This is a genomic window from Mariniflexile ostreae (assembly GCF_042427585.1).
GTDB lineage: Bacteria > Bacteroidota > Bacteroidia > Flavobacteriales > Flavobacteriaceae > Pseudalgibacter > Pseudalgibacter ostreae.
The window spans coordinates 1-22,486 of record NZ_JBHMFC010000101.1 but is presented as its reverse complement, the minus strand read 5'-3'; the positions used below and the strand labels follow the sequence as shown (position 1 = coordinate 22,486).

Annotated in this window: 13 protein-coding genes; 11 read left to right on the top strand and 2 right to left on the bottom strand. The window is 33.5% G+C overall.

What is annotated here, in order from left to right; genetic code table 11:
• From ACFFU9_RS14085 to ACFFU9_RS14035, 11 genes are all read left to right on the top strand, one after another.
• A partial coding sequence (locus tag ACFFU9_RS14085; RefSeq protein WP_512699415.1) for a beta-galactosidase small subunit-related protein occupies positions 1-438 on the top strand: 438 nt, incomplete at its 5' end.
• An 8-nt stretch (positions 439-446) separates the two neighbouring features.
• Positions 447-3,563 (top strand): glycoside hydrolase family 2 TIM barrel-domain containing protein, encoded by a 3,117-nt coding sequence (locus tag ACFFU9_RS14080; protein WP_379862120.1) that lies wholly within the window; start codon positions 447-449, stop codon positions 3,561-3,563.
• 227 nt (positions 3,564-3,790) lie between these two features.
• Positions 3,791-6,871: a SusC/RagA family TonB-linked outer membrane protein gene (locus tag ACFFU9_RS14075; RefSeq protein WP_379862119.1), complete on the top strand. Its 3,081-nt coding sequence runs from the start codon at positions 3,791-3,793 to the stop codon at positions 6,869-6,871.
• Between the two features lie 12 nt (positions 6,872-6,883).
• Entirely contained in the window at positions 6,884-8,809 is a 1,926-nt protein-coding gene (locus tag ACFFU9_RS14070) for a RagB/SusD family nutrient uptake outer membrane protein (protein WP_379862118.1), read from the top strand.
• A gap of 60 nt (positions 8,810-8,869) precedes the next feature.
• The gene (locus ACFFU9_RS14065; protein WP_379862117.1) at positions 8,870-11,665 is read left to right on the top strand and encodes a SusC/RagA family TonB-linked outer membrane protein; all 2,796 of its coding nucleotides are present in this window, start codon (positions 8,870-8,872) and stop codon (positions 11,663-11,665) included.
• Positions 11,666-11,691: 26 nt separating this feature from the next.
• Entirely contained in the window at positions 11,692-13,428 is a 1,737-nt protein-coding gene (locus ACFFU9_RS14060; RefSeq protein ID WP_379862116.1) for a RagB/SusD family nutrient uptake outer membrane protein, read from the top strand.
• A gap of 17 nt (positions 13,429-13,445) precedes the next feature.
• The gene (locus tag ACFFU9_RS14055; RefSeq protein ID WP_379862115.1) at positions 13,446-14,357 is read left to right on the top strand and encodes a hypothetical protein; all 912 of its coding nucleotides are present in this window, start codon (positions 13,446-13,448) and stop codon (positions 14,355-14,357) included.
• 260 nt (positions 14,358-14,617) lie between these two features.
• Positions 14,618-16,234, top strand: a complete 1,617-nt coding sequence (locus ACFFU9_RS14050; protein WP_379862114.1) for a galactose-binding domain-containing protein — start codon at positions 14,618-14,620, stop codon at positions 16,232-16,234.
• A 135-nt stretch (positions 16,235-16,369) separates the two neighbouring features.
• Complete coding sequence (locus ACFFU9_RS14045) at positions 16,370-17,872, top strand: sulfatase family protein (protein WP_379862113.1); 1,503 nt, start codon at positions 16,370-16,372, stop codon at positions 17,870-17,872.
• Between the two features lie 154 nt (positions 17,873-18,026).
• Positions 18,027-19,907 carry a glycoside hydrolase family 97 protein gene (locus ACFFU9_RS14040; protein ID WP_379862112.1) on the top strand — a complete coding sequence of 627 codons (1,881 nt, stop codon included), beginning with the start codon at positions 18,027-18,029 and terminating at the stop codon, positions 19,905-19,907.
• A gap of 7 nt (positions 19,908-19,914) precedes the next feature.
• The gene (locus ACFFU9_RS14035; protein ID WP_379862111.1) at positions 19,915-21,546 is read left to right on the top strand and encodes a sulfatase; all 1,632 of its coding nucleotides are present in this window, start codon (positions 19,915-19,917) and stop codon (positions 21,544-21,546) included.
• A gap of 192 nt (positions 21,547-21,738) precedes the next feature.
• On the opposite strand, the gene ACFFU9_RS14030 is transcribed toward ACFFU9_RS14035, so the two are convergent.
• Both ACFFU9_RS14030 and ACFFU9_RS14025 read right to left on the bottom strand, forming a co-directional pair.
• On the bottom strand, positions 21,739-22,299 hold the full coding sequence (locus ACFFU9_RS14030; protein WP_379862122.1) for an IS630 family transposase: 561 nt from the start codon (positions 22,297-22,299) through the stop codon (positions 21,739-21,741).
• Positions 22,300-22,312: 13 nt separating this feature from the next.
• Positions 22,313-22,486 (bottom strand): winged helix-turn-helix domain-containing protein (locus tag ACFFU9_RS14025; RefSeq protein WP_379862121.1); only part of this gene is annotated, 174 nt, incomplete at its 5' end.

Here is a 22,486-nt window from a genome sequence, read left to right as displayed (position 1 = left end):
GTAAACTGGTTTGGTAGAGGCCCTCATGAAAACTATCAAGATAGAAATACGGCGGCTCTGGTAGGAGATTATAAAGCATCGGTTGAAGAATTGTATTTCCCTTATATCCGTCCACAAGAAAATGGCTACAAAACAGATGCACGTTGGGTAACATTTACCAACACAACTGGAAATGGTATAAAAGTAACAGCTACCGATTTAATATCATTTAGTGCTCACCATCAATATAATGATGATTTTGATGCAGGCGACAAAAAACAACAACGTCACACTACCGATATTAAAAAACGTGATTTTGTAAATATTAATATCGATTACAAACAAATGGGTGTTGGTGGCGATAACAGTTGGGGAAGAATGCCTCATGAAAAATATAGAATTAAAGCACAAAACCTAAGTTATAGTTACGTTATTGAAGCAGTAAATACAGGAAAATAAATATGGGTATGGGTAGATATATAAAAATTTGTAAAAAAACAGGTATTAGCTTAATGTTATTGTTTGTTGTTTCTATAATAGTTATAGCTTGTAAAAGTTCTTCCAATGAATTTAACAAATCAGAGCAAGTTAGTACCAGATCACGTTCAAATTTTGATGCTAATTGGAAATTTATTCAAGAAGATGTAAGCGGTGCAGAACAAGTGGCATTTAATGATGCTTCTTGGCGTACACTTAATTTACCACACGATTGGAGCATAGAAGGTGAATACGATGAAAATAACCCCATGGGAGACCAAGCGGGCTATTTACCAGCTGGTTTTGGGTGGTATAGAAAAACCATTGAAGTGCCTCAAGCCTGGAAAGGGAAACATATAGAAATTACATTCGATGGTGTTTTTATGAATAGTACTGTATATGCTAATGGACAAGAATTAGGTACACGCCCTTATGGTTGGATTTCTTTTGCCTATGATGTTAGTGCCATCGCAGAAAACTCAAACACCATTACCTTTGCCGTTCGTGTTGATAATGACAAACAACCAGCAGCTCGTTGGTACACAGGAAGTGGTATTTATGCCCACACGTGGATAGATGTAAAGAATAAAACACATATTTCTAGAGATGGTATTTTTATTAAAACGGTAGATAATAAAGTGTTTATCGAAACGGAATTTACAAGTGAAAACGCAGAAGAAAGACAAGCGGTTTTAGTAACGTCTGTCGTTGATGCTAGTGGAAATACTGTGGCTTCATCAAATGAAACGATACAATTTAATTCAAATGAAATATTTAAAAACGAATTAGTCATTAATCAGCCTAACCGATGGTCTGTTGAAACACCGTACCTCTATACTTTAAAAACAGAATTGCTTTTAAATAAAGACGTTGTAGATGTTGTAGAAACTAAATTTGGGGTGCGTGATATTGAATGGATTGCGGAAACTGGTATGTGGATAAACGGTAAAAACGTCAAATTACAGGGAGTTTGTAATCATCAAGATGCAGGCGCCTTAGGAGCTGCGGTTCCAGATAAAATTCTTCGTTTTAGAATTCAGCAGTTAAAAGATATGGGGGTTAATGCCATCCGTACATCTCACAATCCACAAACCCCTATTTTCTACGAAATTTGTGATGAATTGGGTATGATGGTCATGGATGAAATTTTTGATGGTTGGAAGCAAAAAGCCAAAAATGATTATGGTGCTCACCATTTTGATGCTTGGTGGAAACGAGATGTAACTGATTGGATTAAACGCGATAGAAACCATCCATCCATCGTTATTTACAGTGTAGGTAACGAAACCGGCGGAGATGTTGCTAAGGATTTGGTTGAAGCATGTCATGCTATGGACTCGACGCGTCCTGTAACTTCAGGGCATTCTGGTTCAGATTTTATGGACGTTTTAGGTGTTAATGGGGGCAGTGAAAAACAAGGTTTTTTAGAAAATTTAGAAAAAAATCAAGAAGGAAAAGTTTTTATTGGAACAGAAAATACACATTCTTGGCAAGTTAGAGGGTATTACAGAACTAAAACTTGGTTTAGAGATGGCTATCCAAATAAAAATCAAAGACCTTATGAGTTACCAGATTTAACTGAAAAGGAAGTATTTACGCACGATTGGATTGAGGACTCAGAAAGAAAAAATAGAAAACAAATTTTTAACTCTAGTTATGATAATGCTACCGTACGTGTGTCATCACGATTAAATATAGAACAACTCCGTGATATTCCTGCGTATGCAGGTTCGTTTCGTTGGACGGGTCATGATTATATTGGTGAAGCAGGCTATGTACACGGTGGTTGGCCTTTTAAAGCGTTTATGGGGGGCGCGATAGATTTGGCGAATTTTGAAAAAGATTTATTTTATCTCTATCAAAGTCAGTGGACAACAAAACCAATGGTACATATTTTGCCGCATTGGACGCACCCTAAAGTCGATATAGGAACTGAAATTCCTGTTTGGGTTTATTCTAATACTGATGAGGTAGAATTGTTTTTTAATGACACCTCGCTAGGGAAGCAAAAACCAGGTACAGATTGGGATAAAATGCAATGCCAGTGGATGGTAAAATGGCAACCAGGCACATTAAAAGCAATAGGCTATAAAAATGGAGTTGTAGTTTCAGAAGAAATAATAAAAACCGCTAAAGAACCATCTAAAATTAAATTATCTATTGATGGTGAACCTTTACAAAATCAAGCAAATGATATTGTGCAAGTGCGCGTTTCTACCACCGATGCCGATGGTGTTTTCTATCCTTACGGAGAAAATAGAACCTACTTTCATGTTGTGGGCGATGGGAAAATTAAAGCATTAGATAATGGAAGTCCTGTAGATGTAGAGCAACATGTTGGCCCCAATAATAGAAAAGCATTTTATGGATTAACTCGTGCTTATATTGAATCGACAAATGAGTCAGGAGCTATTAATATTATTGCTAGTAGTATTTTAGGAGAAAAAAAACAAATTACTTCCAATAAAGTTAGTATCGATACACAAATTATCAATTTAAGAGGTGATAATATTCAACCTAAAATTGAAGTATATTATACGGTAAATGGAGAAGAACCAACAATAGATTCAAGTAAGTATTCTCAAAGTTTCGAAATACAACCAGAAACCGTTGTGAAAGCACTAGTGGTAATTGATGGGAAACCAACACAAATATTAGAGGAGAAATTCGGTAAAAATGAAGGGTTCACATGGAATGAAAATACGGTTAACAACCAAGATATTGGAGAACAAGCCGAAGAAGCTACACTTCACAATGCATCAGTAAAGAAAGACGGAGCCAATTTTAAAGGTAAAGGCTATGTGAGTATGGATAAAGTAAAAGGGGCGTCTATTTCTTGGTACCAAGAAAATGATGGAGGTGCTGGTAAAACAGATTTGTATATTCGATACAGCGTAAAAACTAACGATGCTGAAGGAACTTTTATAAAGCTTATTGTAAATGGTAAAACAATTAATGAGAAACTTCTTCTACCTAACACTACTAATTTGGGAACTTCATGGAATCAAGTAAATATTCCAATTAGAATAGACCGTGGAGCTAATATTATCAAAATTGAAACAGTAGAAAACAACGGTGTTTTTATTGATGAGATTATGTTTAAATAATTAATAACACCCCATTAAGAAGCTTTTTTTATAATTAAAATTAATATAAAATATTATAAAAATAGTTGAAATCACCTACTTTTTAACATTATTGTAACATTTGAACCCCATAATTGAGAAAATCAAAACAACTAAACTCATTAGTTTTGTAAGACATCTATCATAAATAGGTTCATTAAATTATGATAGAGTAGAACAAAAACTAAAAACTAAAAACTAATTAAATTATGAAGTTAAAGATAATTACACTTTTTATATGTTGTTTTAGTCTAGTCACTGCATGGTCCCAAACCATGATTTCAGGAATAGTGACAGATGAAGCAAAAATACCATTATCTGGTGTTAATATTATAATTAAAGGCTCGTCAACGGGTGCGGTTACAGATTTTGATGGAAATTTTGCAATTAAAGCGAAGTCTGGCTCGATACTAAATTTTAGTTATCTAGGTTTTAATGACGTAGAATTAACTGTGAGTTCTCAAGTAACCCTAAATATCACAATGAAGGGAAATACTTCCGAATTAGACGAGATTGTTGTTATAGGTTATGGTACTCAAAAAAAAGAAAGTATTCTAGGAGCCATAAACCAAATTAAAGGTGAAGAAATTTTAGAAACAGGTTCTTCTAATATCACCAATGCTTTAAACGGTCTTACCCCAGGACTAAATATTGTTCAGAATTCTGGACAGCCTGGAGATGATTCGGGAGATATATTTATACGTGGTAATTCAAATCCTTTAATTTTAGTCGATGGTGTTGAAATTGTTGGTGGTTTTTCTAATATAGACCCAAGAGACATTGAAAGCATTAGTACATTAAAAGATGGTGCTGCAACAGCTGTGTATGGTATTAGAGGTGCTAATGGTGTTATTATTATTACAACAAAAAGAGGGAAAACAGGTAAGCCTGTAGTTAGTTTTTCTAGCGAGTTTTCTGTTAAATTATTACCAGAAGGTCCAAATGTATTAGATGCTTATACTGCGCAGAGTGCCTTAAATGTAGGTGTTCTAAATGATCAAGCCTATGGTAGTGGCTATACCTCGGAAGCAGATTTAACACATTGGAGAGATGGAGATTTGCCATATATGTATCCAGATGTCAATTGGGCAGAAACAGTGACTAAAGATTATGCTACAAGTTTTAACCAAACAGTATCACTACGTGGAGGTAATGAATTTGTAAAATATTATGCTTCTGCAGGCTATTTACAAGAAGGAGATATTGCAAAGACGGAGCAACTTTATGAATACGATCCTAAATTTAAATTTAGTAGATATTCCTTTAGAGCAAATTTAGATTTCTCTTTAACTAAAACTACAAAATTAAAAACGAGTATTAGTAGTCGTTTAGAAGATACCAATGAACCAGGAAATGGAAATAATTTATCAAGTGCTTTTTTAGCTTTATATACATTGGCTCCAGGAAGTGTCGTGCCTTATTATCCAGCCTCTGTAATGGAACAATATCCAGACCCTTTGTACCCGGGTGTTGCTGAAGGAAGATTTGGAGCTGGACCAAATACATATGCCGCTCTAAACAGAGCAGGTTCTGCAAACTCTATTAATAATGTTTTTTCAATTGATTTTGAGTTAGAACAAGAATTAGATTTTATTACAAAAGGCTTAAGTTTTACTGGTAAATACAACTATATAAGTAATTACCAAAGTAAAAGTGGAATTTCATATGATGGGTCACTTTATTCTCAACAAGACACCTTTACTTTAAAGCGTGATGGAACCTGGGACTCATCAGAAGGAGTCGATTATGAACGCCCATTATATTATATTCTGGGAAGTGAAAGTATTAATAACAATCAAGAAATTAGTTATAAAAGAGCACAGCTAAACTACGAACGTTCTTTTGGAAATCATAATGTTACTGGTTTAGCCCTTTTTAGCCGAAATAAAAGAATAACAAATGTATCCTTTCCTTTTTTTAATGAGGATTATGTTGGGCGTTTTACGTATGATTATGATACACGTTATTTCTTTGAGTTAAGTGGTTCATACAATGGAGATGAAACCTTTGCAGAAGGGCATAGATTTAAGTTTTTCCCATCTGCTGCTGTAGGTATCAATTTAGCAAAAGAGAATTTCGTTAAAAACACTTTTCCAGTATTAAACAACTTTAAGTTAAGATACTCTTACGGTGAAACAGGAAGCAAAGCAGGTATAGGTAATAATCGTTGGCAGTATATAAGTTATTTCGATTATGCAGTTACAGCTGCAGAAAGACGATTAGGTTCTAGATTTTTCTTTGGAGAATTTATAGATGATACGCTTACCATACTTAATCAGTCTCAAATTGGAAATACCGATTTAACTTGGGCTACTGTAACTAAACAAAATATAGGCGTAGATTTTGGTCTTTTTAAAAGTAAAATATCAGGACTTGTCGAGTTTTTTAAAGAGAACAGAGATAACTTAATTACTAGACCCTCAGGAGATGTTTCGGCAATGCTGGGGCTTGATACACAATATCCTTATGCAAATTTAGACGCTACTGAAAGTCATGGATACGAGTTTTCATTAACTTATAAAAACAAAACTCAAGGCGGGCTTAATTATTCTGTAACTGGTTTTTATGGATTTAATGAAAACCGCGTTATAAAAAGTGCTGCCGATGGTCCTGGAACTCCAGAATATACAGCTGTTAAAGGTAAACCAATTGGAGCTTCTTCATTGTTGCAAGCAGATGGTTATTTTCAAAATATTGATGAAATAGTGAATTATCCAATCATATCTGGGAATCCTGGTTTGGGAGATTATAGATATATAGATTATAATGCTAACGGAACTGTAATAGGTTCTGCGACTGAGGATCAAATAAGGTTTGATTTACCAGATGCACCTAGACATAGTTATAGTTTTATGTTAGGAGCTTCGTATAAAGGGTGGTCTATTAGTGCTTTAATTAACGGAATTAAAGGTCACAAAGGCCTTATTAATGCCGATCTTGCTTATGCATTACCAAGTGGAGCTGCATCAGGACGTTATGTACAGCTAGACTATTGGACTCCAACAAATACCAATGCAAAATATCCAGCTTTACATGCTTTAACCGACCCTAATGTTTCTGCAAATACAGCTAGAGTTATATCCTTAGATTATATAAAATTGAGAAGTATGAACGTTGGTTATAATTTCGACATGAGCAATAACAAAACGATAAGCGATTTAAAAATATATATCAATGGAAATAATCTATTTACTATCTCAGATATTGATTATGGAGATCCTGAAGGGAATACACCGGGAGCGTATCCCTTATTAAGAAGAGTTAATTTAGGATTAAACTTGAGTTTTTAAAAGATAAAAATTATGAGAACAATAAAATATACAATCATTTTTATTATGGCTAGTCTATTAATTAGCTGTGAAGATTATTTAGATAAAGTACAGGAGACTGAAGGATTAGATCAAGACGATATTTTTAGCGATATTCGTTATGTAAAAGACTTTTTTGATGGTGCTTACACACACTACCTTTCAGAAGTGAGTTCGGTAAATCAAAGCCCAGATATTCTTCCAGGTATGACCATGTCTGGGGAAGGGTATCCTGGAAGAAAAGCTTCTCCAACACCTGAAACTTATAACTTTTATGCTCAAGGTGATTATTTAAGTTTAATGAATAGAACTAATCGAGCAGATACTAGCCCATTATTTGTATCTAGGTATTATTCAGCTTGGAAAGGAATTAGAATAGTAAATACTTTTCTTGAAAAAGCAGATCAGATTGGTAACACGACTCAAGAAGAAATTGATAATTTAAAAGGACAAGCTTATTTCTTAAGAGCTTCATTTTATCACTTTATAACCAAACGTCATGGAGGGCTGGTTTATTTAAAACAAAACTTAAATATTAATGAACCTGTAACAGTAGAAAGAGAAAGTTATGCAAGTAATTTGGCAGATATGTTAGAGGATATAAATCTTGCAATAGACTTATTGCCTATAGAATGGCCAAGTGAAAACGTAGGAAGACCAACAAAAGGTGTTGCTATGGCTTTAAAATCTAGACTTACTTTATTTGCAGCAAGTCCATTAGTGAATCAATCTAATAATACTCAAGCTTGGAGTGATGCCGCTACAGCAGCTTCAGATTTAATTAATTTTGCCAATGATAATGGTTTGTATGCACTTGCTAATGCCAGTGCTGCAAATACTTTAGATGTTGATCGTGATGCAGTAAATTTTAGTGCTGGAGCAGATCTTTTAGCTCCTGAACCCGCGGTACTAGAACCTTACAGAAGTATTTTCGTAGGACCGGGGATACAAAAAACAATCCCTAGTGAAGTTATTTTTATGGAGGCAAATCAAAAGTTTTTTACTTACGCGGGTATTCTTAACCCGACACCAAGATTAAGCCTAACTGTAGGTTTTGATATTGTTAAGTTTAATCAAAACCCTATGAATATTGGAGCGCTTGCTAATTTTATTGAGAAGTTCGAAACTAAAAATGGTTTGGCCATTGAGGATGATCCTTCATATAATCCTCAAGATCCGTTTGTAAATAGAGATCCAAGGTTCTATAATGCTATTTTATTTGATGGTGTAAAATGGACAGTTACCACATCACCAAAAAATACTTCAGGTTATGCGGATTTGGCAATTGTAAATGAACAAGGGAAGTTTGGAGCTGATTTAGATGATCCATCCAGAACAACTTCCCCTCTAATTGTTTATAATTTAACAGGATTACGTATTAGAAAATGGATTCCTAATGGTGCTTATTGGATAAGTGGTAATAATGGAAATTTTAGTTACCATGTTAACAATATCATATTTAGAATGCCAGAAGTGTACTTAAATTATGCAGAGGCAGTAAATGAAGCCTACGGTCCAAATGGAAAAGCTTCTGGAGGAACATTAACAGCCATAGAAGCTATAAACCTTCTTAGAAATAGAGTAGGTATGCCAAATGTAGATGCTCGATATACAGGTTCTAAAGAAGCGTTTAGAGAAAGAATAAGAAATGAACGTGCTATAGAATTATGTTTTGAAGGATTTAGATATGATGATATAAGACGATGGAAAATAGCACACTTAGAAGAAAATAAAAAAGTAGAGTTCTTAGAAATGCGTTGGCAAGGTAGTGAAACACCAACATATCCTTCTGGGTTTAGTTATGAAAATGTAGAACAAACTCAATTAAAGAAAACGTTTAATGATAATAATTATTGGTGGCCAATCCCTACTTCAGAAATAGAAGCTGTGCCTTCTTTTGATCAAACAGAAGGGTGGTAATATGTGTTATAGAAAAACACAATTAAAATATTAAGAACATAAAACTATAAAACTAAACAGATGAAATTAACAATAACAGAATTAAAGTTATTTACTTTCTGCTTACTTAATGCTCTAACTATTTATGTGGGTGTGGCCCAAAATACACCAATAAATAATTTTGGCATCCAAGATTCAATTCCAGTAGATAATAATGAATTTTTGAGAACACCATTTGGTGTATTCAATTTAAGCCAAACAACCGGAGCCGTTTTTAGAATTTCGGGTGATGAACTTCGCAAAACAGCTGGAGATAATTTATCAGAAGCATTAAGAGGCCGAGTTCCTGGTTTAAGAATTGTTAGACAAACAAACACACCTGGTGCTAACGAAAGCTATTCTTACATTTTAAATGGAGGCTCTCCTTATATCCTTATTGATGGGCAACCAAGAGGTCTTCAAGTAGATTTAAGAGAAGTAGATGAAGTAATAGTGCTTAATGATGGTACTTTTAATTCCTTAATGGGGAATTTAGGAGATAATGGACTTATTTACGTAATTACAAAAGGTGGTAAATTAAGCAAGCCTGTAGTTGAAGTTAACTATCAAAGAGGGTACAATACAGCCACCCGTTTACCAGCATTATTATCTGCTTCCGAGTATGCTACGGTTATAAATCAAGCATCAAATAATGATGGATTTGGAGATATTTACAGTGCCGAAGATATAGCCAAATATAAAGATGGATCGGATCCTATAAACTTTCCAAACATAAACTCTAGAGAAACGTTCCTAAAGGAAAGTGCACCTTCTAATTTTGCTTCTTTAAATGTGTATGGAGGTCAAGAAAATTTAAAATATAGTGCCTTTGTTGGTTATTCAGACTGGAAAGGTTTAGAAAAAGTAGGAGACCCAATAAACGGTAGAGACATAACTTTTAGAACTAAAATTGACACCCGTATTAATAATTTAATTAGAACGCACGCTAGCGTGTATGGTAAATTTGGAGAGAATAACAGACCTGTTATTGGGGCAGATGATATGTTTCTGTGGATTTCAGCGACACCTGCAAATGCTTTTCCTTTAAAAGTAGGAGATTCTGCCTATGTTGTAAGTAACGAGTTTGACACCAACTTACTTTCTGAATTAGAAATGGGTGGGTCTAGAACAGATTATACTGCTAATATGATTTTCGATTTAGGCTTAGATTTTGATTTTCAAGATTATGTGCCTGGCTTAAAGTATGATACTTACATCATGATGAAAACATACAATCAACAATCTTTAATAGCAAATAATACACCTCGTTTATATACTTTAGAAACAACACAAGATGATGTGACTGGAGAAGATATTACGGGTTTAAAGTTATACAGACAAGAAAACTTAGCATTAGATGTATCAAGATCTGAGACAGGAATACAACGAATATTTGCCTATAATGGTAACCTTAGCTACATAAAAGAAATGAACGAAGGTGTTTTAAATTTAAACCTAAACCATCTTTTGTATTACGAACCGAATACAAATTCTACTCAACCAGATAAACGAAACCTAACATTTAATTTAAATAGTTCTTTTGCTTTGCAAAATAAATATATTTTTCATGCTAACTTAAATTCAAGTAGTAGCTCGAAGTTTGTAGGAGTTAATAGAACTAAATTGTTTCCTACATTAGGAGTTGCATGGGTGGCATCCAATGAGAACTTCTTAAAAGATAACAAGGTAATTGATTATCTTAAATTTCGTACTTCTTATAGTCAAATAGGAACAGAATACACCTCTTCTTCTTTCTTTTATTTAGATACCTGGAGTGGTGGTAAAGCAAATGGAACTATGTATTTAGGAACGGGTACACAAACTCAAAATGCATTTGGATATAGACAAAGTACTACAGCTAATGAAGAAATAGACTGGGTAGTATACAACCAAATGGTTGTAGGTTTTGAATTAGGTTTATTAAAAAAACTTAGATTAGATATTAATTATTTTGATATTGCTATTCAAAATCAAATAACACAAGCAAGTGCCCTTTATGCAACAGCCTTGGGTAATAATGTTTATTTACCGCAATTAAATTTTACAGACAGAAGAAATAAAGGTTTTAATGCTAATATAACCTTTAATGATAGTTATGGAGACTTTAAATATTATGCAAGCGTTAATGCTGGTTACAATAAAATTAAGGGAGAAAAAATAGCAGAAATACCTTATCCAGATCAGTATAGATTACAACAAGGCCAAGCAGAAGATAATTTTATTGGTTACGTTAGTGATGGTCTTTTTACAGCAGAAAATATTGGCGATGCTTTACCTCAGTTTGGAGATGTACAAATTGGTGATATTAGATATCTAGATCAAAATGGTGATGATGTTATTGATTCAAGAGATCAAAGAGCCGTAGGAAATACCACGCCAAGATTTAATTATGGTATTAATGTAGGAGTTGAGTACAAAGGAATAAATTTAGATGTAGTTGGAATGGGTGTTGGTGGTTATGATATTGATCTTAATTCTATTTCTTATTACCAACGTAGTGGCTTAAGAAACTATTACGGAAGTGTAAATAATGCTCTTCCTAATGGAAACGTAAACTCAAGATTAAGTGCTTTAGGAAGTGTAAATAATAATCAAAATTCTGATTATTGGTTAATAGATGGCAGTTACTTTAGAATTTCTAATCTTGAATTAGGTTATACATTACAAAAATCAATAATGTCAAATGAAGCATTTTCAAAAGTGAAATTATTTCTAAGAGGAAGTAATTTAGCATTGTTTAGTAAAATGAAAGACTTAGATCCAGAAGATACTAGATCTGGATTTTTTGAATATCCAATGATGAGAACCTTTGTTTTAGGAGCTACGGTGAATTTTTAATAAATGAATGGTAAAAAATCGAAAAAATGAAATTAACAAATAAAATTTTAACAGTTATAACCCTAACACTAGCTATTACATCCTGTAGTGATTTTCTAGAGGATGAAATTCAGTATACTAGAGAAGAGGTAGTTACAACTTCAGGACAAAGATCTAGAGGTATTATAGACGATATTTATACCGATTATTCATTTGATTATTTTAGGGATTTTTCAAATGAATATTTAACCGATAATGGTGTTGCTAATAATGGAGAAACATCATTAGCAACCGGATATTGGGGACCAACGAGTAACCCCTATAGTTATGTTTGGCAACAGTCTTACCATAATATCAGACAAATTTATCAGTACATAGATCTTATACATAATAAAGATTTATCATTTTTTGTTTCTGAAAATAATGAGGTTTTAAATGAAAGAACAATAAGTAGATATTATGGTGAAGCACACTTTTTAAAAGCATGGGCACAATGGGAGCTACTTAAAGTATTTGGAGGACCTTCTGCTAATGGAGGCATGTTAGGTTTTCCTATTGTCAATAGAGTTTTAGAAAATGAAGCGTATGCTAAACTAAGTAGAAATACATATGATGAATGTGTCACTCAAATAATAGAAGATTTAGATATTGCCATTGCAAATTTACCGCTTGTATATCAAGGGGCTGAGAGTGGAAATCCCGCTTATAGCTTAGTTGAAACAGGTAGAGCTAGTGGTTTAGCCGCATACGCTTTAAAAGCAAAATTAGCTTTGTACGCTGCAAGTCCAGCTTTTAACCCATCTAACGATCTTTCTAAATGGAAATTAGCAGCAACGTACGCACAGGAATTAATTATTCAAAATGGGGGGTTAAAAAACTTACAGGCTTTTGACTTTGCTAGTGAAACTAATCCAGATCATATTTGGAGAATGCGTAATTCCAGAAGTAGTAATGCCTTAGAAAAAAGATTATATCCACCGTCTTTATATGGAACTGGTGAAATCAATCCATCTCAAAATCTAATTGATGCTTTTCCAGATGCTAATGGTTACCCTATAGATAATGGTTTAAGTGCTTATGATGCTACAACGCCTTATAAATCAAGAGACAGTAGGTTCTATAAATTTGTGTTCTATAATGGCGATAAATGTTTTACTTCAGCTACGTGTTCAGAATATAATGCTCTAGAAATTTATCAAGGAGGTTTAGATTATTACGGAGGATTTAATAATTCAGCGGGAACAAGAACAGGTTATTACTTAAAAAAGTACTTGAATAATTTAAATTTTGACCCTGCCGCAATTGATGTGACAACAACGCTTCCTAAAGTGTATGTTCAGTTAGAACTTAATGATATTTATTTAGGATATGCTGAAGCTCTAAATGAAGCTTTTGGTCAACCAGGATTATTACATTCTGGATTTAACTATACGGCTAAAGAGGTTTTAGCTAAAGTAAGACAAAGAGCAGGATTGTCTACAGATCCTTATTTAGATATTGTAGCGACTAATCAAACAGATTTTAGAAACTTAGTTAAAAATGAAAGACGCATAGAACTATGTTTTTCAGGAGATAGATTTCACGATTTAAGAAGATGGAAAGATATTGTAAATACAGAAGATGTTAAAGGCGTTAAAATAACTAAAAATTCTGATGATACTTTTTCTTTCGAAAACATTGATATTGAAAGAAGAAATTACGAAGCCAAAAACTATTATTTACCTTTACCTTATAATGAATTGTTAATAAATAATAATTTGAAACAAAACCAAGGGTGGGAATAAAATTAAATATAAAGATTATGAAGAAAAATATATTAAAATCTATTACCAAGTCATTGGTATTATTAATAACAATAGGATTATTGATTACATCATGTTCTTACGATGATTTTGTAGAAAATGAATTTGAGTATACCTCGGTATACCTTCCGAAAGCAAAAATTGACCGTACTTTTATTATAGGTGAAGGCTTGCAAATTGGAGTAGGTGTCGTATTAGGAGGTCGATTATCAAATACAGAAAATGTTGAAGTAACTTTTTCATTAAACGATGCGCTTGTTACAGAAGCTGGTCTTACAACATTGCCAGCTAGTTATTATGAACTTGTAGATAGTGAAGGTAATCCAGCAAATAATAAAATAATTATACCACCCGGGAAAATACAAGGATTTGTTTATGTTAAAGCAAATGCCGAAAATTACCTTGGAGACCCTTTATCATTAGGAAATAATTATGCCTTAGGCTTTCAATTAGATAATGTTGTAAAGGCAGATTCTATTTTACAAGATCTTAAAACTTCTGTAATTACATTTTCATATATCAACCAAGTATATGGAAATTATGTTCAAACAGGTGAATATGTAAAAACAACAGGTTCTACTGTAGAGAGTATAACATATCCCGGGGGAATTACAGATGTTTTAGATTTCTCAATGGTATCGCCAAATTCATTAAAATATAGTGGCTTGGCTAATTTAAGAGGAACAGATAAAAACCTCGAAATTGTTATTGCAGATGATAATACAGTAACGATTCAAACGGCAACAGGAAGCATAATTGTTAGTGATAATGGAGGCTCTTCTTATAATCCCACAACTCGAGAAGTTAAACTTAATTATTCTTTTAGCTTTAATGGATCTGACTACAAATGTAATGATGTTTTAACATTTCGAAATAGAGTTGTAGATGGAGTAAATCAAATTAATATATAGTTATAAGTTTTCTAAAAAAAGACTGTCTGGAAAGGCAGTTTTTTTTGCATTTTTTTCAGTTTACTATAAGGTGCCATAAGATATGATTGAGAAAGCAACATATTTAACCCATAAATGAGAATTTTAAAAATATAAAAAGTGTTTAATTTGTTTAGCTAAAGATTTTAGTCTTGTTAAACGCATGGAATAAGATATTAATTTAAAAGTAATGGCATGATTTGCTTTCTTTAATAACAAACTTCGCTAAAAACAGATAAACAATGAATAAGAAAAATTACTTCAAAGGAAATAAAGCAACCCTAATTTTATTACTTATATTTTTAAGTAGTTTTGATGCTATAGGCCAAAGTATTTATACCAATGATATGGATTATGTTTTGGGAGATGTTAAACAAGCATTCATAACAAACAAAATTACCACTCAAGAAGATGCTGATAACCTTTTGAAAGGTTTTACTAAAATGAACGTTAACGGTATTCGTATTCCAATTTTTCCTCGAGATATTACTGGGGTAGATCTCAATCCTAATAAACCCATTATGGATTATTTTTATACAAAAGCTTTAGCTCAAGGTTTTGAAATATTTGCAAATCCAGCTCAAGGAGGCGGAGGATCTAGAATAGCAAACAATTCACTAAGTGTTGATGCTAGCGAAATACCTGTAAAGGATGTTCAAGCTGCAACAGATGAGTTAATTGCGAGAGTCTTAGAGTTTTCTAATGACTATCCAAATTGTAAATGGATTAATCCATTTAATGAAGATGGAAGAGCAACCAATAGCACATGGAGTGTAAATCAAATTAATGCTATATATGAGGCTCTTTATAATAATGTAAATGGAGCAGAATTAATAGGGCCTTGCACCTGGGGACTTCCAGCAGGTATAGACATGTTGCAAAATACCAATATAGCAGATTATATAACGGTTGCTGCAAGTCATAATCTAGGATTTAATCATGGGCAATGGAGCAGTTTTAAATCATTAGCATCTGCGGAAGGATTACCAGTTTGGGATTCTGAAGTAAACCATAACGATGCATATGGTACTGGAACACGTTTAGAAAAAGCCATTGAAAACAATGTAGATGGTTTGGTTTTATACGATTCATGGAAAACAATTAGTCTAACCGATGGTTCTATAAATTCTGGAGCCCAAGAGCAAATGCTTTTATATTTGAAAAATTATAGCATCCCCGTTAGTATTGCTGTAAGTGGTACTGCCACACAATCATCAACCAACCCTTCTTTTAACAAAGGGGCAGAGCTTGCTATTGATGGAAATACCAATGGTAATTTTGGAGGCGGGTCTGTAACGGTAACAAACCCTGAATCAAATGCTTGGTGGCAAGTAGATTTAGGATTTGAACAAGAAATAGGCGAAGTTAAAATATTCAATAGAACGGATAGTTGCTGTAGAGTAAACATGTCAAATTTCACTGTGTCTGTAATTAATAGTAGTGGTACAATAGTTTACTCTAAAACCTATGCAGCGTATCCCAACCCAAGTGTTACTGTTGATACCGGAGGCGTTCTAGGACAAATTGTTAAAATTCAATTAAATGGAGAAACGCCATTAACATTAGCAGAGGTGCAAGTTTTTGCTCCAGTAACTACGCTGGCTGTTTCTAATAAAGAAGTGCTTCTAATAGATCTTTATCCAAATCCAGTTTCAGATATACTTAAAATAGTAACACCTATTTCAATGTTTAATCATTTTGAAATATATAATATGAGTGGGCAAAAAGTTTTAAGTGCTAATATATCAAATAAGGATAAAACATTTGAGGTGAATATGAGTCCTTTTTCAAAAGGGATTTATATAGTAAAATTGAAAGGTAATGAAACTTCAAGAGTTTTTAAGATTGTTAAAAATTAAAGTTATTTACAGCATTAAATTATAAAAATGATTTATAATTAATTTCGAAATTTAAGTATGTAATTATATTAATAAGATAAATTTTTCTAATAAAATTACCATATAATATTTTAAAAAAAAACAAACAAAATTAGTATGAATGTATTTAAAGTTTTTCTAGTATTGATTGTTGTCTCTTCTTGCCAGACTAAAAAAATAATGAATCAAGAGAATGCAACAAATAAAGTTCAAAAACCAAATATAGTCTATATCCTAGCCGATGATATGGGATATGGTGATGTATCTGGATTAAATGCTGCTTCTGGAATACAAACTCCAAATATGGATAAGCTAGTTCAAAATGGGGTTCATTTTTCAGATACGCATACAAATTCTTCTGTGTGTACACCAACAAGATATGGAATTCTTACGGGTCGTTATGCTTGGAGAAGTAGATTAAAAAAAGGGGTGCTTGATGGCTATGATGAACCTTTAATTGAAAATGATAGACCAACGGTAGCTTCATTTCTTAAAAATAACGGCTATAAAACGGCTTGTATTGGTAAATGGCATATGGGGTTAGGTTTTCAATCTAAAAATAGTGCGCCTATAAAAGTAGAAAAAGAAGGAAGTAATGTCGATTTTACTAAACAAATTGAATCCCCTAATCAATTAGGGTTCGACTATTCCTATATTATTCCAGCATCTTTAGATATGCCTCCTTATGTATATGTTGAAAACGGAAAGGCAGTAGAGATGCCTTCAAGCTACACAAATGGTAAGACTGAAAAAGAAGCTGGTCGTGGTGTTTTTTGGAGAGCAGGAGAAGTAAGTCCTAGTTTTGTTTTCGATAAAGTCTTAGATAATTTTACTCAGAAAACAGTGTCCTTTATTGATGACCAAAAAGAAGATAACACACCCTTCTTTATCTTTTTTCCATTAACAGCTCCCCATACGCCATGGTTACCAACAGGCAATGCCAATGGTAAATCAAAAGCAGGTCGTTACGGTGACTTTGTAACTATGGTTGATGATGCCGTAGGAGCAGTAGTAGAAGCATTAGAAAAAGCAGGTAAATTAGATAATACTTTAATTATTGTTACTTCTGATAACGGATCAAATTGGAAACCAGAAGATAAAAAAGCCTATGCACATCGTGCAAATTACAAATTTAAAGGACAAAAAGCAGATATATATGAAGGAGGCCACAGAGTACCTTATATGGCTCAATGGAAAGGAGTGATTCCAGCTGGAACACAATCAGGTCAAATAATGTGTACCACAGATTTATATGCTACCGTAGCAGGAATATTACACAAATCAATAACAAAAGAAGAAGCCCCAGATAGTTACAATATTTGGCCGGCTTATACGTCTAATGTTAAAGTACCTATAAGGGAGGCTATTGTTCATCATTCTCATGATGGCATGTTTTCAATTCGAAAAGGAAACTGGAAATTCACCCCTCAATTAGGGTCTGGAGGTTTTACAAAACCTAAAACTCTAGAGCCTAAAAATGGTGAAGCACCTGGAACTTTGTATAATATGGCTGAAGATCCAAAGGAAGAAAATAATTTGTACAAAAAGCATCCCGAAGTAGTGAAAGAATTGTCGCAACTTTTAGAAAAATATAAAGTACAAGGACAGAGTAGACTGTAATTATATTTTCTATTTAGTAATTATAGCGACATTCGTATTTGGCTTAATATGATAATTTCCAAAGCTCAAAATAATCTGTAACTTTTTAAAAGTAATTATTTACAAGATGATAAACCAATCCAAAACTAAATTATTAAAACAAAAATATACACTCTTGTTATTTGTTTTGTTAGTAGCAACAAGTGCTTTTGCTAATAAAACAATAAATTATATAGTAAAATCTCCAGAAGGTGAATTAGTTGTTGTAATCAATGATGAAAATGATACTGTAAGTTATACATTGTTGAAAAACGGAGAAGAACTGATAGGTTTGTCAGAGATTTCTATTTTAAATAATAGTGTTGCAGCAAAAATTACAGATTCTAAAACGAATGCTCAAAATAAAGATTGGAAACCTGTTTGGGGACAATTTAGCGAGATAAAAAACCACTACAACGAACTTGTTCTGTCTGTGAAATTATCAGAAGGGAAAGCTAAATTATACGTTCGTGTTTACAATTATGGTGTTGGTTTTCGATATGAATTAGAAGGTTATCAAGAAGGTGCCGAAGCTCATTTTTATTGTGAATACAATTTGAATACTAAAGATGTTTTGTATTGTCCTGCGGGAGAAAACATGCCTTTGGGGCCATTATCTTTACCTGATTTTGATACAACTAAAGTGATACCTAAATTAATGATGCCTTTGGTGGTAGAACATTCTAAAAAATCCTACTTATCTTTATTGGAGTCGGATTTATTTGTGGCTCCAAGTTTTGGTGTTATTAAATTTAGTTATGATAAACATAAAAAAAGAATCGTCTCTAATAACACGATGAAGCTTACTGATAAAAAATTAACGACACCATGGCGCGTTATTTTAGTTAATGAAAATATTGGGGATTTAGTAACGAACACTGTGCCACTTAATTTAGCAACTGAGTGTCAAATAACAGATACTTCTTGGGTAAAACCAGGGAAAACCTTATGGGATTGGAGAGTGCATGATTACACAGCTAAAGATGGTTTTACATATGGAAACAATACAGAAAGTTATGAGCGTTTCATTGATTTTGCAGCAGAAAAAGGAATTGAATATTTTTTAATTGATGCCAACTGGTATGATAATGTAACCAAAGGTCATTTTGAAATAACAGAGGGACTTGATCTTGAAAAAGTATCCACATATGCCAATAATAAAGGGGTGAAGTTGATTCTTTATTATGACCGCCATAAAGGAGATTATGGAGATGAAACGCTGTTCTCTTACTTTGAATCATTGGGTATGAGTGGTATAAAATATGGTTTTATGGGGAGTAATGTCTCTTTTACACTTGATGCTATTTCTCAAAGTGCCAACAATCATTTGTTAGTCGATTTTCATGATAGTCCTGTTCCTTTTACAGGTATAGAGCGCACCTTACCAAATGCAATTACGAAAGAATATTGCCACGCACAACAAGACTCTAGAAAAGCTTTTACACCAGAATCTTTTATAAGAATGGCACTTATAAATGCAATTCAAGGGCCTCTGGATATGAATAATGGTAATTTTGATATCATCGGTATTAATAAAGGAGAACGACAAAGAGGGCCTAAGGAGCTGAATTCATATTTCTCAACAGTTGTGTCGGAATCTGCTCGAACCTTAATTATTTATAGTGGATTGGTTTGTATTCCAGATGCTCCTGAAGCTTACGAGAAAAAAGCGGATCTTTTTGAATTTATAGAAAAACTACCAGTTGGAAAATGGGATGAAAGCAAAGTTTTGCATGCTGAAATGGATCAATACATTTCTACTGCCCGTAGACATGGGGAAGAATGGTTTGTAGGTTCTGTAGCCAATCAAGAAGGAAAAACTTTAGATATCAAATTAGATTTTCTAGAAGAAGGAAAAACCTATGATGTAACCTATTATGAGGATGCAAAAGATACACACGGACTTAAAAATCCTGAGACCTATCAAATAAGAAAAGGGAAAGTTAAAAAAGGAACGATTATAAAAGCCATAATGGCACCTAGCGGTGGACATTGTATGTGGATTAAACCAGAATAAATTAACGATGAATAAAATACTATTAATCATGTTAGTGGCTACTGTAGCAACAGCATGTGGAGAAAAAAAAGCAGTTGCTCAAATAGATAAGCAAACCAAACAAGCACCCCAGAAACCCAATATTCTTTTTATTTTAGTAGATGATTTGGGATATGCCGATTTAAGTGTGATGGGAAGTACATATTATGAAACACCTAATATTGATGCCATTGCAAAATCAGGAACCGTGTTTGTTAATGGGTATTCAGCCAGTACAGTATGTAGCCCATCAAGAGCTAGTTTAATGAATGGTCAATTTACTGCTAGACATGGTATGACGCAGTATGAAGGAGGAAAAACAGGAGAGGCTTGGAAAAATTTAAATAGACATACTAAACTTTTACCGCCAGAATACAGGCATTTTTTAAATCCTGAGGATATAACATTCCCAGAAGTATTAAAAGATAATGGATATGCTACTTTTTTTGCAGGTAAATGGCATTTAGGTGGTGCCGAGCAACATTCATTGCCTACAGATCATGGATTTGATGTCAACCAAGGCGGGAATGAAAGTGGCGGCCCAAATGGCGGGTATTTTTCCCCATTTAAGAATCCGAATTTGACTAATCTTGAAGAAGAAAAAGGCATGCCTTTAGCTTTGAAATTAGCTAAAGAAACTTCAAAGTTTATTACCAATCATAAAGATAGTAGATTTCTAGCGTATTTATCTTTTTACGAAGTTCATGCCCCTATTCAAACGACTAAAGAAAAATGGACAAAATATCGTGATAAAGCTGAAAAAATGGGGATTCATGAAAATGGCTTTGCTATGGAACGTGTTTTACCTGCTAGAAAATATCAAGATAATCCAGTTTATGCGGGTTTGATAGAACAAGTGGATGATGCTGTAGGTATTGTAATGAAAACCTTGAAAGATTTGAATCTAGATAAAAATACTATTGTAGTTTTTACATCTGATAATGGAGGGGTAACTTCAGGAGATAATTTTTCTACGAATGCATTAGATTTACGTGGAGGTAAAGGCTACCAATGGGAAGGTGGTGTTAAAGTACCGTATTTTATTTATGTACCATGGATGCGTCAAGGCGGAAATAAAATTGAAGAGGCTGTTTCGGGAGTAGATTTTTATCCTACATTGCTTGATTTAGTAAAGGTGCCCCAAAACAATAAGCATGTTATTGATGGCACCAGTCTAAAGCCGCTTTTAGAAGGAGGTACCATTGCTTCTAGGCCTTTGTATTGGCACTATCCACATTACGGAAATCAGGGAGGAGAGCCTAGTTCCATAATAAGAGAAGGCGATTGGAAACTTATTTATTACTGGGAAAATCATCATGCTGAACTTTATAATCTTAAAGATAATATTGGAGAAACTACAGATATATCTAGTGAAAATCCCGAATTAGCATCACAAATGCAAACGAAACTTCTTAATTGGTTAAAGGAAATGAACACCCAATATGCAGAAGTAGATCCCTTATGGGATGAAGCCGCTTGGAAACAAAAACTTATCGACAATAAAACGAAACTAATGCCACGATTAGAGAAACAACGAAAAGAAATGTTGAGTCCAGATTGGCAACCCAATAAAGACTGGTGGGGGAGTGAGACTTTAATAAGTGAAAAAGATGGAAAGTAAATATCATTTTTAATTTAAATGTTAGTTTAAAACCTCAATCTAATATTGGTATTGGAAATACGTTTTGGTATAAGGGGCTGTTATTTAAGTGTTTGTGTGTCGTATTGATGTGTGTCAAACGTTTTGCGAGTTGGTAGGAGTGTAACGACTCAGCAATGTTTTGGCGTCACATCCTGAGGTAGTTATACCAATTTAGTTATTAAATGTCGCATTAAAGGCATTTAAATAATGATGATTTCCTGTAATAGATTTTATAGTTTGGCACGTCATCTCATTGACCATTTTATCTATCCAATCCCTTAAGCTTTCCATGGTTTCAAAACGCTGGTTTTTGAAGCGGTTTTTGATGTACTGCCAGACTTGTTCACATGGATTTAGTTCTGGTGTGTAAGGTGGTATCCGCAATAACAAAATATTATCTGGTACCTCTATGTTTCTTGTTGAGTGAAATCCTGCGTTGTCTATGACCACTATTTTGTACTCTTTAGGATGGTAAAGAGAGAATGCCTTGAGATATTGTTCAAATATCCCTGTGCTTACACCATTTATTTCCCAGACAAAACTATCCCCGTTTATGGGCGAGTAGCTACCATAGAGATAGGTCGTTTTAAAGACGTGCTGGTAGTTTACAATTGGTTTTACGCCAGATGCCGTTAAGTATTTCCCTAAATGGGTCATCATCCCAAATCTGGCCTCGTCTTGAAAATACAGGTTTACTGCCTCATAATTATCTTTATTTAGACTTAATCTAATATCCTCTAAAGTGTTAGGGAGTTTTTAAAAAAGCTTTTTCAGCTTCTTCATCTTTTTTGTAATGAGATTTTCTTGGGCTTTTAAGCTTTGTTTTAAAATGCTGGATCAGATATTCACGAATGCGCTGGTATTTTATGTCTATTCCAAATTCTTGTTTTACCCAATTTTGGGCATCCCAATAACCTAA